The 13,863-nt window shown below is 68.7% G+C and carries 11 protein-coding genes; 5 read left to right on the top strand and 6 right to left on the bottom strand.

Annotated features, from left to right (window positions below; genetic code table 11):
- Nucleotides 1–269: 269 nt before the first annotated feature.
- Nucleotides 270–1,241 (top strand): sigma-70 family RNA polymerase sigma factor, encoded by a 972-nt coding sequence (locus AR3_RS04525; protein ID WP_227023102.1) that lies wholly within the window; start codon nucleotides 270–272, stop codon nucleotides 1,239–1,241.
- Nucleotides 1,242–2,065: 824 nt separating this feature from the next.
- Here the strand turns inward: AR3_RS04525 and AR3_RS04520 are convergent.
- From AR3_RS04520 to AR3_RS04510, 3 genes are all read right to left on the bottom strand, one after another.
- Nucleotides 2,066–2,716, bottom strand: coding sequence for a hypothetical protein (locus AR3_RS04520; RefSeq protein ID WP_067908876.1), 651 nt, complete (start codon nucleotides 2,714–2,716; stop codon nucleotides 2,066–2,068).
- Between the two features lie 13 nt (nucleotides 2,717–2,729).
- Nucleotides 2,730–3,485: an alpha/beta fold hydrolase gene (locus tag AR3_RS04515; RefSeq protein WP_067908873.1), complete on the bottom strand. Its 756-nt coding sequence runs from the start codon at nucleotides 3,483–3,485 to the stop codon at nucleotides 2,730–2,732.
- Between the two features lie 253 nt (nucleotides 3,486–3,738).
- Nucleotides 3,739–4,671 (bottom strand): carbohydrate kinase family protein, encoded by a 933-nt coding sequence (locus tag AR3_RS04510; RefSeq protein WP_067908870.1) that lies wholly within the window; start codon nucleotides 4,669–4,671, stop codon nucleotides 3,739–3,741.
- A 153-nt stretch (nucleotides 4,672–4,824) separates the two neighbouring features.
- Here AR3_RS04510 and AR3_RS04505 point away from each other — a divergent pair, with 153 nt between their 5' ends.
- The gene (locus AR3_RS04505; protein ID WP_067908868.1) at nucleotides 4,825–6,030 is read left to right on the top strand and encodes an FAD-dependent oxidoreductase; all 1,206 of its coding nucleotides are present in this window, start codon (nucleotides 4,825–4,827) and stop codon (nucleotides 6,028–6,030) included.
- Nucleotides 6,031–6,497: 467 nt separating this feature from the next.
- On the opposite strand, the gene AR3_RS04500 is transcribed toward AR3_RS04505, so the two are convergent.
- Both AR3_RS04500 and AR3_RS04495 read right to left on the bottom strand, forming a co-directional pair.
- A complete protein-coding gene (locus tag AR3_RS04500; RefSeq protein WP_067908867.1) occupies nucleotides 6,498–7,394 on the bottom strand; it encodes a hypothetical protein in 897 nt (298 codons plus the stop codon).
- Nucleotides 7,395–7,581: 187 nt separating this feature from the next.
- Nucleotides 7,582–8,421, bottom strand: coding sequence for an SAM-dependent methyltransferase (locus AR3_RS04495; RefSeq protein ID WP_067908864.1), 840 nt, complete (start codon nucleotides 8,419–8,421; stop codon nucleotides 7,582–7,584).
- 659 nt (nucleotides 8,422–9,080) lie between these two features.
- Here AR3_RS04495 and AR3_RS04490 point away from each other — a divergent pair.
- The 3 genes from AR3_RS04490 (at nucleotide 9,081) to AR3_RS30250 (ending at nucleotide 12,710) form a co-directional block, all read left to right on the top strand.
- Nucleotides 9,081–9,992 carry an HNH endonuclease gene (locus AR3_RS04490; RefSeq protein WP_217998444.1) on the top strand — a complete coding sequence of 304 codons (912 nt, stop codon included), beginning with the start codon at nucleotides 9,081–9,083 and terminating at the stop codon, nucleotides 9,990–9,992.
- A 125-nt stretch (nucleotides 9,993–10,117) separates the two neighbouring features.
- On the top strand, nucleotides 10,118–11,317 hold the full coding sequence (locus AR3_RS29305) for an HNH endonuclease (protein WP_083950926.1): 1,200 nt from the start codon (nucleotides 10,118–10,120) through the stop codon (nucleotides 11,315–11,317).
- 1,054 nt (nucleotides 11,318–12,371) lie between these two features.
- Nucleotides 12,372–12,710 carry a hypothetical protein gene (locus AR3_RS30250; protein ID WP_146150243.1) on the top strand — a complete coding sequence of 113 codons (339 nt, stop codon included), beginning with the start codon at nucleotides 12,372–12,374 and terminating at the stop codon, nucleotides 12,708–12,710.
- A 155-nt stretch (nucleotides 12,711–12,865) separates the two neighbouring features.
- Here the strand turns inward: AR3_RS30250 and sigJ are convergent, their stop codons facing one another.
- Entirely contained in the window at nucleotides 12,866–13,780 is a 915-nt protein-coding gene (gene sigJ / locus AR3_RS04480; RefSeq protein WP_067908861.1) for an RNA polymerase sigma factor SigJ, read from the bottom strand.
- Nucleotides 13,781–13,863: the final 83 nt, after the last annotated feature.

The following is a 13,863-nucleotide window of genomic DNA, read 5'->3' as shown; positions in this document are numbered from 1 at the left end:
GGGGACGCGCCCATGGTTCGTCATGCGCTGGAGAGTGACGACATTCGGCGCCGCCCGAACGCCCGCCGGGCGTGGGCGGGACGGCCGTCCTCGAGCGCCGGGAACCTGACCGCGGACGCCGCCGCGCAGCACCGCGCCCGGCCCGACAGGGCGCGGCACCGCCATGCCGAGCGGCGGCAGGACGTCCGCCGCCGCGTTGATCACCAGCGCACGCTCGACTTCGGAACGCCGACGTCCCAGCGCGATCGTGACGACCGAGGGTGAGCAAGGTGGCCCGCGTTTCCAACGGTCATGCCCGGTATGAGCCGTACGGGCCCGACGAGGATCGGGACCTGCTCGGCCAGTACCTGTCGCAGATCGGCGCGACGCCGCTGCTCACGGCCGAGGAGGAGGTCGAGCTCTCCAAGCGGATCGAGGCGGGGCTGTACGCCCGGCATCTGCTCGACACCGGCGGCCGCGGGCGCACGCCGCGCACGGCCGACGCCACGCGCGAGGAGCTGGAGGCGCTGGCCGGGGACGGCCAGGCCGCCAAGGACCACATGATCCGGGCGAACCTGCGGCTGGTGGTGTCGGCCGCCAAGAAGTACGCCGGCCGCGGGCTGCCGATCCTGGACGTGATCCAAGAAGGCAACCTCGGGCTGATCCACGCGGTCGAGAAGTTCGACTACACCAAGGGCTACAAGTTCTCCACGTACGCCATGTGGTGGATCCGGCAGGCCATCGGACGCGGCCTGGCCGACAAGGCCCGCACCGTGCGTCTGCCCGCGCACATCCTGGAGGAGCTGACCCGGCTGGCGCGGATCGAGCGGCAGTTGGAGACGGCGGGCCGCGAGCCGACCGCCGAAGAGATCGCCGCCGTGGCCGGCCAGCCCGTCGACCGGGTGGTGGACCTGCGCCGCGCCGCCCGCGAGACCCTCAGCCTCGACACCATGGTCGGCGAGGACGGCGAGACCCGGGTCGGCGACCTGATCCCCGACGCGACCGCCGTGCCGGCGTCCGAGGCCCTGGAGTTCGAGAATCTCGCGCAGGAGCTGCGCGCCCTGGTGGACCAGCTGCCGCCGCGCGAGGCCCTGATCCTGACCCTGCGGTACGGGCTGAACGACGGCCGCCCGCACACCCTCCAGGACATCGCCGACCGGATCGGCCTGACCCGCGAGCGCGTCCGCCAGCTCGAGAAGGGCGCCCTGGCGCGCCTGCGCGACCCCGAACGGCGCGAGCCCCTCCTCGCCTGGGTGAGCTGACCCCGGCATCGCCGACGGCCTGGGGTTTCATTGGCGGGGACGCGCGAAACGCCGGTCGAAGGTTAAGGATCGGCCGCCCAGGGTAATGAGATCATCGCGTAGAGTAATCGAGTGGTCTCGTAGGGGTGCCGAGTCTCCCGCCGGTCGGTGAGCGGACGTCCGATCGGCGGATTCCCGTCCCGCGAGGCCCGCCCACCGCACCGGTCCGGACGGCCGGCGGCCTTTCCGTCGACCCCCAGGTCGCCGGGGCGACGCCCGGTGCGGTGGGCGTTCATTCTGTCTCAGGCCGGGCCCGAACGCTGCCGCGCCCCCGCATTCATGCCGGAGAAGCAAGCTGAGTACGACCCTGCCGCCATCCGGGCGACGGCACATTCCAGGGTGCGGCCAGGCGTTCGCGCAGGCCGCCTTTGGTCGTCGCCTGGTCGAGCTCGGTCCTCCGCTTCGCACCTGGTCGATGCCCCCGATGCATCGCCTGGTAGGCGCCCCGCGGTCGTCACCCCTCACCAGACCGCTGCTTTCAGGGCGCGGCGCCAGCACTCGGTCCGGCGCCGACCCTCTCCACCTCGGATCCGCGCTTGGTCGTGTGTCTCAATCGGGGCCTGGGAGGAGCGCGGCGGCCGCTTCTTCGGAACACCGGGTCGAGGCGACCGGACGTCTGCCCGCTGAAGGGCTCGACGCGCAGAAGTCGGCTGGCGTCATGTCTCTGTGCGCCGCATGCGATGTGGCTCACCCGCCGCATCCAGACAGGCTGCCAGCACGTGGCCGTTCGTCCTGCGCCTCTCGATCTCTGGCGATGCCGTAGCCGACGGCATCCCACCGGCATGTCAGGAGGATCGGACGTTCGCTTCGACCTTCCGCGCGAGGTCGACGAGCAGGTCCCACTCCTTGGTGGACGGCCTGGAGTGCGTGCGCGCGGACACGTCGATCAGTCCGTTGGACACCCGGAACTTGACGTGGAGGTCGTAGACGGTGACGCGCAAGAACACCAGGTCCGCACGCATGGTGTCGGTGTTGGCGTACCCCTGTTCGCCGACGCCGATGGGGCGCGCGTCGGTGTCGCGGCGGGCCGCCCGGGCGCGATACCAGGATTCCAAGGAGAGGCGGGCCCGTTCCTCGGCCGAGGTGCGGCCGGAACGCTTCATGGTCTCGGTGTGCACGCGCACCGTGCGGAACGGCTCGTCCTGCCCCTTGGGGACGCTGCTCCACTTGCATTCCGACCGCAGGTTCCCGCCGCTCCAGCCGCCGAGCAGCGGCTTCGGCCGGGAGTCGATCGGTTCGCGTGCCGGGTTCCGCACCAGCGCGGCGATGTCCTTCTCGGGCGGGAACAGCGCGCAGGCGTCCAGCCCGTCGAACCGGCCGTTCGACGCGAACAGCCCGACGTACCACGCGGCGGCCGCGCCGCAGCCGCCGGCGGCCGCGCAGGACGCCAGCACCAGACCGAACGCCAGACCGCGACGGCGACGCGGGGACTTCATCGCCGCGGCCGGGTCAGGACGCCAGGAAGTCGGCGATGGCGATGCCGAGGTCGCGCTTGGTGACGGCGCTCATGTGCTCGCCGGGGACTTCGGCGTAGCGGGCGTTCGGGAGGACGTCGGCGAGCGCCTGCGCGGACCCGTTGTCGTGGTCCTTTTCGCCCGCGACCACCAGCGTCGGCACGGTGATGCGGGCGAGGTCCTCGCGGGGCGTGTCGACGAAGGAGTCCAGCAGCCGCAGCAGCGCCACGGGGTCGCCGCCGACGGTCTTGAGGAAGGCCTCCGCCCGCCACTCGGCCGTGCCGCGTTCGAACGTGCCGAGGTTGGTCAGGATGCGGCGGAAGTGGTCGCTGCGGCCGCCGGCGTCGACGATCCCGTCCAGGCCCATGCCGCCGATGACCGCGCGGGCGGGGGTCGCGCCGCGCGCCAGCATGCGGACGACGGTGCGCGCGCCCAGCGAGTAGCCGCCGAGGTCGTAGTCGGTGAGCCCGAGCGCCTCGATCAGCGCGAACCCGTCGTCGGCCAGCACGTCGGGCGGGTAGGCGGCCGGGTCGTGCGGCTTGCCGCTGTCGCCGTGCGCCCGCAGGTCCGGCATGATCACCCGGTGGCCGCGCGCCGCGAGCGTCTCGGCGTGGCCGTAGCGGATCCAGTTCACCGTCGCGGTGGAGAAGTAGCCGTGGATCAGCACCAGCGGCCGTCCCTCGCCCATCTCGCGGTACACCAGGTCCACGCCGTCGCGGCCCTGGAAGTGACGGACGGGAAGATCAGTCATTGCGCGGCTTCCTTGTCGGATCGACCCCTCGGTTCGCATCGTGCCAGCCGCCGAGCATAGATGACCTCGTAGCGGGGCCGCGTCGGCGGGGCGCGGCATGGACGCGCACAGCGGACCCCGCACCGCCCCGAGGCGCCACCGACGACCGCGGACGTCGCAGCGGAGCAGCCGTCCTCGAGGCCTGTCTCCGAGGACGTCAGGTGACGCGGCGGACGGTGCGCACGCCCCTCACCAAGGCCATCCGTCCTGTTCCTCAGAGCTGGGCGGACTGGAGTTCGGCGGCGGTCGGCGGGTCGGAGCCGACGCGCGTACAGGTGATCGCGGCGGCGGTGACGCAGCGGATGAGCACGCGGGTCAGCTCGTCGGCGGTCGTCGGCAGCGGCAGCCGGTCCTCCTCGGACGCCGGGGCCGCGGCGGAGGCCAGGGCGTCCAGGAGGGCGGCCTGGAAGGCGTCGCCGGCGCCGACGGTGTCCTTGACGTCGACGGGCGGCGCCGGGACGCGCGCCTGCGCGTCGGCGGTGAGCGCGAACGCGCCGTCCGCGCCGAGCGTGACGACGACCAGGCGGGCGCCGCGCGCGAGCAGATCGCGGGCGGCCTGCTCGGCGGTCGCGTCCGGGTACAGCCACGCCAGGTCCTCGTCGCTGGCCTTGACGACGTCGGCGACCTCGGCGAACCGTTCGCAGGCGGCGCGGTAGGCGGCGCGGTCGCGCTGGACGGCGGGCCGCACGTTGAGGTCGACGGCGACCGCCGTGCCGGGCCGCTCCCGGACCCGCCGGCAGGCCCGCAGCACGTCCGACGCCCCGGGCTCGACCACCAGCGCCAGCGAGCCGGTGTGCAGGACGGCGGTGTCGGCGGGCACGTCGAGCGCGCGCGGGTCCCAGGCGGCGACGAACTCGTACGACGCCGAGCCGTCCTCGTCCAGGTAGGCGATGGCCAGCGTGCTGCGGTCGGTGGCGCTCGGCGCGCGCCGCACCTCGACGCCGATCGCGTCCAGGTGGGCGCCGATCAGCGCGCCGGGCGGGTCGTCACCCCACGTGGTGACCAGCGTGACGGGGCGCTCCAGGCGGTGCAGCCCGACCGCGACGTTCGCCGGGCTGCCGCCGGGCACGGGAAGCACGTGCTCGGCCCCGGACCTCCACAGCAGGTCGACGAGCACCTCGCCCACGACGGTCACGCGGCTGCGCATCGGTCGTCCACTCCTTCGCGTCCTGGCGGCCACGGCCGCCGTTCGCAGGCTAGACCGATCCGAACTCTCTCGCGATCCGAGATAGTTGACGCCAACTAAACGTCAAGACATAGTTGTAACCAACTATTCGTTCGACCGGGGGAGGACGACCACATGACGACGGTGAAGACCGCGCTGGTCATCGGCGGCGGGATCGCCGGGCCGGCGGTGGCCATGGCGCTGCGGCGGGCCGGCATCGAGCCGGTCGTGTACGAGGCGTACGAGGAGTCGGCCTCCGGGGTGGGCGCCATGCTGAGCATCGCGCCGAACGGGATCGAGGCGCTGCGGATCCTCGGCGCCCACGAGGCCGTGAGCGCCGCGGGCCAGCCCACCCGAGACATGATCCTGCTGGACGGCCGGGGCAGGCGGATCGGCGCCGCCCCCGCGCCGCGGGACCTGCCGCCCAGCATCACGCTGTGGCGGGCCGACCTGCACCGGGTGCTGCGCGACGCCGCCAAGGCGCAGGGCATCCGCTTCGAACACGGCAAGCGCCTGATCGGAGTCGACGAGGCGCCCGACGCCGTCACCGCGCGGTTCGCCGACGGCACGAGGGCCACGGCCGACGTCCTGATCGGCGCGGACGGCATCCACTCCACCGTCCGCAAGCTCATCGACCCGGACGACCCCGGGCCCTCGCACGTCCCGCTGCTGAACTTCGGCGCCGTCGCCCACACGACCGTCCCGGCCGACCCGCAGGACATGTACTTCGTGTTCGGCAGGCGCGCGTTCCTCGGCTACTGGCCGCAGCTCGACGGCACCACCGCCTGGTTCATCAACCTGCCGCACCGGAACCGGGTGACGACGGCCGAGGCCCGGCGCACGAGTCCGGAGGAGTGGCTGCGGCGGCTGCGCGAGGCCGTCGGCGACGAGGTGCCCGGCCGCGACCTGCTCCCCCGCACCCGCCCCGAGGACCTGATCGTGCTGGGCACGACGGAGATCATGCCGAGCGCGCGGCGCTGGCACCGCGGCCGGATGGTCCTGGTCGGCGACGCCGCCCACGCGCCGTCCCCCAGCTCGGGCCAGGGCGCGTCGCTGGCGGTGGAGAGCGCCGTCCAGCTCGCCCGCTGCCTGCGCGACCTGCCGGACGTGCCGTCGGCGTTCGCCGCGTACGAACGGCTGCGGCGGTCTCGAGTGGAGAAGATCGCCGCCCGCGCCGCCAAGACCAACAACACCAAGACGCTCGGTCCGGTCGCCACCACGTTCATGCGGCTGCTGATGCCGATTGCGACCCGCACCTTCCTCAGCGCGGAGAAGACGCTCGGCCCGGAGCAGCGGTACCGCATCGACTGGGACGCGCCGGTCTCGGCCAAAGCCGCCTGATCAAAGATTGACCCCTGTAGAGGTCGACGTTCGCCGCGGATCGTCCGAACTGATCGACTTGCGATGGGGCGGGCAGATCAGTGCCCGCCCCCAGGGGTGTGGAGCACATGACGACGGCGCTCTCCACCGCGTCGCGTCCCATGACGGCCCTCCACCGATACGTCCCGGGATGACACCCTGCTCGACCCCAAGTGCGAGGCGTCCGTTACAACAACGACGGCCAGGCCCGCTCCGTGCAACGCGCGAACAAGATGCGCGTACGGATCAGCTACGGCAACGCCCGCACCGGGCCCGTCAGCCGATGCCTCGCCGCCCGCCGAGGCCGGCACCGAAGGCGGGTAATCGAGCATGGCCACGACATCCGACTACCGCATCGCCGCCCTGGTGGAGAGCAACCGCGACACGTCCAAGAACGGCACCTCGTACCGCTCGATCGTCTTCCGCGAGTTCAACCCCTCCCTGGATCCTCAACGGATGACGCCGTTGCGGCGGAGTATGTCGACGGCGCGGACGGTGGCGTAGCCCCGCCAGTCCAGGGCCCCTGCCGGGGAGATCTGGAGGTAGTCGACAGTCCAGCCCCCGTCGTCCTGCTGCAGCGACGCGAGCCGGTCGAGGTCCGCGGCGATGACGTCGGGGGAGAACAGCGCACGGGCCGGACGGTCGGGCAGCGGCGCGAAATCCAGCGGATACAGCGCCTCGTCCTCGGTGCCGCCCTCGACGCGCACCCGTCCGTCCGCCGGGATGAACCGCCGCACCCGCTCGAGGAGTTCGGCGCTCTCCCGCGGACGCGTGTCGTGCACCGCGTCCAGGAAACGCACCACGAACGCCAGCACGTAGGCGTGAGGCGGCTTCTCCAAGGCCGCGATCGCGTCCAAGCAATAGCGGGTCGCCCGCTCCAACCACGGGTGATCCCTCACCGCCCGGTCGTGGACGGCGACACGGTGGGCGGCGGCAGCGGTCACCGACGTGATCTGCAGTGAGGACACCGCCGGATCACCTGACGCCCACCAGGGCGCGGTGCCGGCGGTCGTCGACACGGGCAGCGCGAACGGCAACCCCCCGTCGGGCAACGTGACCCCGTCCAACCAGTCGCACAATGCGGCGGCCTGCGGGGCCGTCGCCGGCGCGATGTCCTCGAACACCTCGAACGCGTGCAGCGCCGCACCCGGCTGGCTCTCCGGCGCCCGCAGATCGGGCTCCAGGCCCCACCCGTACCCGCCGTCCGCGTTCCGGTATCCGTCCAAGGCCGCCAGGACGCCCTCAGGACCGCGGGTCTCGTCCGTCAGCAACTCGAAGCGGCGCCGATCCAGGACACGCGCATGCGCGGCCATGAACTCGCGCGCCGCCGAAACGTCAATGGGCATGCGACCAGCATGGTCCGCCCCCACCGCGCCCGTCTTGTAAGAATCGGTCGCGAGACGGCGGCGTCGCCAGAGCAAAGAAACGGTCGTCAGCGCCTTGCGACACAGGATGAGTCAGAGCCGCCGCGCCGCCAGAGCACAGTGAGCCGGCCGTCCGTGGTCGCCGACCCCGTGGACGGGGCCGGATGCCTCAGGGCTTACGGGCGACGCCCCCGAAGGAGTCGATCGGCCGGATCTCCTCGATCTGCGGGAAGTCGGGACGCCACAACGGCGTGGACACGACCCCCGGCTCCACCAGCTCCAACCCCTCGAACAGCGACTCGATGAACTCCGGAGTGCGGGCGTAGTACGGGACCGTCCCGGCCTCCCGACACAACCGCAGTGCCTCACCCCGCGCGGTCGCCTCGGCGGGCGTCCACTCGTTCACGCCCAGGACGTTCGTGCCGTCGTTGATGGCCACGTAGCTGCCGGACGGCAGCGCGTCCACCAGACGCCGCACGACGCCCTTCGGATCGTCCTCGTCGGGCACGTTGCCGACGATGCCGAGCAGCAGCAACCCGATGGGCCGGGAGAAGTCCAGCACCGCCCCGGCCTGCTCGATGATCGCCTCCGGTTCCCGGATGTCGGCCTCCAGGTAGGCGCACTCGCCTTCGGGCGAGCTGGTCATCAGGGCGCGGGCGTGCGCCACGACCAGCGGGTCGTTGTCGACGTACACGATGCGGCACTCGGGCGCGTCCCGCTGCGCCACCTCGTGGGTGTTGTCCACCGCCGGAAGCCCGGTGCCGATGTCGAGGAACTGGCGGATGCCCTGGCCGGTCATGAAGTGCACCACCCGGACCAGGAAGGCCCGCGACTGCCGGGCGACGTCGACGATCTCCGGATACACCTCCATGATCTTGTCGCCGATCTCCCGGTCGATGGGATAGTTGTCCTTCCCGCCGAGCCAGTGGTTCCAGAGCCGCGCCTGGTGCGGCCGCGTGGTGTCGATGGGACCGGCGGACCTGGACGACGGCGCGCTGCTGTCGGTCATGACGGCCTTTCCACCTCCGTGACAACCTTCGACAGACACCGTAATTGCGGGCAGCTCTCCCAAACTGCACATGTCCGCCATCGGCCTTCGGCCGCCGAGGCCGAGCGCAGCCGACTCCTCCTGCCCTGCAGTCAGCTCCTCGCTCCCAAGTCCCCGCCGACCTTCGGACGAAGGAACTCCGACGACCGAATCGACCCGTCGGCGTTGCGCGGCCCGGTGATGACCGACGCGTCCGTGCTCACCAGCGAACGCGTCATCCCAGGCACCGCCCAGATCCCACGAGCCCCCGCTACTGCCGGAGCTCGACCCCAACGAGACGGCGGTGCCGTTGATCACCGACAGGTTGTTCGTCAGCGTCGAGGTTGACCGACGACATGGCCGACCTAAGGGAAGATTGTCGCAACCCGGACATACCATCTCCCGCATGGCACACGTGTCGATCACCCATGAAGCCGCCGCCTGGCGGCGTGACCGACTGGCACAGGGGCGGTTCCTTGAGGCGTCCACCTGCGACCTCGGTGACAAGACCTGACCACGCCGAAACGGCGCCTACCACGCGGCGTACCAGCACATCCGCAGCAACTTCTGGCGGCTCCTGATCCTTCAGACGGCGTGCGAGCCGTCGGCCGCCACCGCGCCAAGCCGGGCTCGAGGTGATCGTGAACCCCACACATCACGAACGGCTGCTCAACGCCGTCAAGAACCTCAAGGTCGCGGGCACTCCGGACGGACCCGCCCGTCACCAGCCGCTCACCCTTCTATGGGCCATGGGCCGCGTCGCCCACCACCGGCCCCGCCTCGTCGCTTGGCGGGACTGCCACGCAGAGCTGCGCGCCCTCTTCCGCGAGTACGGGCAGCCGAGCTCAAGGCCAAGGCCAGAGTTTCCGTGGCTCGCCTTGTATCGCACCGACCTGTGGGAATTGCACGGCCACACCGGCAATGTCCCTACGGCCAGTGGTGAGCCGATCAAATGGATGGAGCGGCACAACCCCTACGGCGGCCTCACCGCCTGGGCCTACGAACTGGTCGACACGTCCGAAGAATCACGCGCCGCCGTCATCGACGAGATCGGCCACCGCTTCTTCAACGGCACCTGCCCCGAGCAGTTGCTCAAGGACGTAGGCCTCCTGGCGACGGCGTCTCCCGTACGCCAGCCGGCGCAGCCACCAAGCCCCGTCGAGGAGTACCTACGCCTCGTCCAGCTGGTCGAAGCCGCAGAGGCGCGCGGCGACCACAACCGCACCACGACCAGCACTCGCGAACAGCCCGTGCGGTCGGACGCCGCGCGTAAAGCAGTCCTGATCCGCAGCCGGGGACGCTGCGAAAACCCGCTCTGCACAGGCCAACCCAACGACGTCACCGACGGCGGCGACCCCATCCTCGAGGTCGATCACATCGACGACCGCGCCGGCTGGGGCCGGGACCACCCCGAAAACATGATCGCCCTCTGCCCCAACTGCCACGCCATCAAGACCCGAGGCCGCTCTCGGGACCGGCTCCGCCCCCTCCTCCGCACCGAAGCCCAAGCCCGCCATGAGGCATTGAGAACACAAAGGAGAGTCAATGTCTAAGTGACTGTGAAATGTGCGACGAAGACTGATGGTCGGATCACGTGAGTTCTGCAGTCCGCGTCGCATTTTTCATTGATATGGAACACACCTTTATTTTCGATAACTGATCAATTAGGGAAGTGAGCATGTCATCTGAGAACTTGAGCGGAACCATCTTGGAGCTGATTGACTCAGAGGCCGTGCGACGTGCAGCAAAAGAACATGATGAACTCGGCCGTCAAGCCTTTTTGGTCAAGCATGGGTTTGGGGCCCCTGGACACCTTTATGTGCAGGTTGACGGTCGCCTGTATCCAGCTGAGGCCATCGCTAGCGTTGCTCTCGACTATCAGTATCCGCAACGTGGACGACAGGGGTACAAGCAAGTCCTCGCAGGCGAATCAAAAATCAAGCCTGTCCTGCAGAATCTAGGATTTAGTGTATTTGCTGATCGGGCTGACAATGTGGAGGGTGAACGTTTGTTGAGGAGGGCCATCTGGCAGCACATCCGTGCGGTTGCTAAGAATGGCCTTGTTGCACCGGGGGTACTTCGCGAGCTTGGCGCGTATGGCGGAGGTCAAGGAATTTGGGTTGATGCGGCTCGCACTAAGGCTCTTCATCCGAGGGGCGTAGCGGTGGGGGTGCTGCACACGGGTGAGCACTACCCGGACGATCTAGATGAACATGGGATGATTTACCACTATCCCTCCACGAATCGTCCGCCATCTCGAGACGCGAGCGAAGTTGAAGCGATGAAGGCTGCAGCCGATCTGCAGCTGCCTATTTTTGTGATCTCGAAGCCTACTCCGAACTCCACATTGCGCGAAGTCAAGTTGGGGTGGATTGCGGGCTGGGCCGAGGAAAGTAAGATATTTCTCATTCTGTTTGGAGAGGAGCCTCCTCGAAAGGTTGAAAAGGAGGATCGCTCCGACGATGAACCTTTCATCCCAACAGGCAACCGTAGCCGCAGCGCTGTGCGGAGCGTCCGGCATCGTCCAGATCAGGCGACGTTCAGACTGAGGGTATTGCAGCGCTATGGACCTCGATGCCCCCTGTCAGGGGTTGCTGTTCTTGAGATGCTCGAAGCAGTGCATTTTATTCCAGATTACGCGGGTGGCAGCCCAGATCCCCGTAACGGGATTCCCATGAATGCTGCACTCCATCGAGCTTTCGATGCGGGCCTATTTGCTATACATCCAGACACGCTCAAGGTTGAGGTCGTCCCAGGAGGGCCAACGCTCGAAGATCTAGGTATTCGGTTCCCGTCGATCTCCAATCTGCCTCGCAAGCCACATCGTGATGCACTCGAATGGCGGTACGAGTGGTGGAAGCGGAAGAATTATGGCTGAATTAGCGTCTGGGCTGCACGTTGGTCATGAAGTTTGAAGCAGTTGCTGGTGGGCCTTTTGGATCGGCTGTGATCCGGGCCCGTTTGCTTTTTTTTAGGCAGGCTGGTGGCCGCCGACGGATGCAGCGGTGCCATGACGGAGTGGTGCAGGTGATGGTGGACTGGTGGGGGAGGATGGGCCTGCCGTCGTTGCTGCGTGCCGAGGGCGTGTCGAGGGGCGGTCTAGGTGATCGGTGGGGCCGCGTCCCTCGATTGGCCGCCTGGTGATGCACGACCTGGCAACATGTGCCTCTGAAGCAACTTTCCGCCGTACTAGCCGACGAGGTTGAGCTGCTTCTGCGTCCGCAGGGCTAGTTCGTTCGCACGGACAAGGTAGGTCACGACGTCGGCCGACCAGAGCTATGACGGTGCCTCCGGTGCCATCACCTCCTACGGGAGATGGGCGTGGAAGCAGAGCGACTACTTGGACGTCACACTCAGTGAACAGGTGAACGCGCGAGCGGCTGGCCGTGGTCGTGGTGGCTGACCAGGCCATCGCCGCCCTGCACCTCTGAAGCCCTGTTGCTGCTTCGGTGAGTCCAGCCACCCCGTACAAGGTCCGTTGCCGTCCAACAGACCTACGGGGTGGCCCGAGATTGAATATGGGGCAGTGATCAGATTAGTAATATGATGTCGCCGCCCGGGCCACCGGTACGGGATCGCTGATCCTCATTCGTGTCTAAAGCTGCTTAGACCTGTTCGACGCGTCTTCCCTACGTGGCATGAGGGCAGGATCTTCGTCGTCTCTCGGAGGAGAGTCTATGAGGGGTCCCCTGGTCGGGGTGAGCGAATGCCCGCTGTGCCACAGCTCGGATTGGACGCAACCAGTTCCAGTGATCGTCCAAGGTCAGAGTAGTCATATGACTACTCATGGCACCTCTGTCGGATGGTCTGAGAGTGTGTCCCATACGTTCCACTCTCACGCACAAACGCCGCTGGCCAGCATGCTCGATTGCCCCCCGCCTGCGCCGCCGAGGGGGATGGGGTGTCCGATCGCAATATTGCTGGCCTGCGCTGTGCTCCTGGCGGTGCCGCTTGCAATAGCGGTGGAAAATGTCGCCGATCTTCTGGGTTCTTTTGTGTTCCTGGCGCCGTTTATATTCGGCATCGCGGGTCTGGTCTTCGCGAGTTTCCGGGGGCGGAAGACCTGGCGTCGACAAATGGAACTGTGGAATGAAGCGATACCCGTCTGGTCCGAGCTGCGGTACTGCCACCGGGACGGGATCGTGTTCCGGAATCCGGACGTCTACTTTCCGCCTGCGGCGACCAAGCAGTTCGTCTACGACGAGGCGCGCCGGCGACGCGCTCATCCTCGAGCAATGGATGGCGGGCGTAGCGTCGCGTCTGGTTTCTGAGCGGGCTGGACACTGAGTGGGGCAGGCGGCCTCGGGCGGTGCAGTGAACGGCTACCGCGGCTCTCGCCTCGGGGCGAGGTCTGTGGCCTTCGACGCCGGTGCCTTCGGTCAATTCCCTGGCATCCTGATTCAGTGAGTTCGCACGTGGACGCTGGTCAGTTCGTTGACCAGGGCCGGAGTTTCTCGGGGTTGCGCACCGCCCAGATGTGCGTGATCCGGTCGTCCGCGATGTCGAACGCCACCACCACGACGGTCACGCCGTCCTGCTGAGCCACCAGACCGGGCTGGCCGTTGACCGTGCGCTCCAAGATCGCCAGGCCGGGTGCCCTGTCGGCGACATCGGCGAAGGCGCGCGCGACCTGCTCGGCGCCTTCGATCGGGTGGAGCCGGGCCGCGACGAGGCCGCCGCTGTCGGCGATCGTCGTGACGTCGGGGTCGAGCAGGCTGATCAGGGTGTCGATGTCCTTGGCTTCCCATGCCTGCTTGAAGTCCCTGACGATGCGGGCGCGCCGAGCCGTGGGCGCCGTTGGAGCCTGTGACGCGCGGATGCGACGGCGGGCCGATGAGGCGAGCTGGCGGCACGCTCCCGGCGTACGGCCGACGATCTCCGCCACTTCGGTGAACGAGTAGCGGAACACGTCGTGCAGGACGAACGCGACGCGCTCGGCCGGGGTCATCGATTCGAGCACGACGAGGAAGGCCATGCTGATCGACTCGTCGAGGGTGACCCGGTCGGCGGGATCGGCGGCCGATCGACCGGTGGTCCACTCCGCGGGGTCGGGGACCGGCTCCGGGAGCCACGCGCCCACGTACCGTTCTCGCCGGGCCCGCGCCGAGCCGAGCAGGTCGAGGCAGATGCGGGTGGCCACCTTCGTCAGCCAGGCCCCGGGCGATTCGACGGCCTCCTGCTGCTGCGGAGAAAGGGCGTACCAGCGGGCGTACGTCTCCTGAACCACGTCCTCGGCATCGGAGAGGGAGCCCAGGAGGCGGTACGCGACGTTGAGCAGCTGACGCCGCTCGCGCATGACCGCGCTCAGGCGCTCCTGCGCCGGCTCGGATCGCGTGCTCATGGTGTGGGCGCCTCCCCGCGTCGCATCTTCCCTCATCAGTCCGACGAGACAGAGCACCGATCTGTCAGGTCGGCCCCTCGCCT

Source organism: Actinomadura rubrobrunea NBRC 15275 (genome assembly GCF_001552235.1).
Lineage (GTDB): Bacteria > Actinomycetota > Actinomycetes > Streptosporangiales > Streptosporangiaceae > Spirillospora > Spirillospora viridilutea.
The sequence above is the reverse complement of the archived record's forward strand: the minus strand, read 5'-3'. Positions and strand labels throughout refer to the sequence as shown.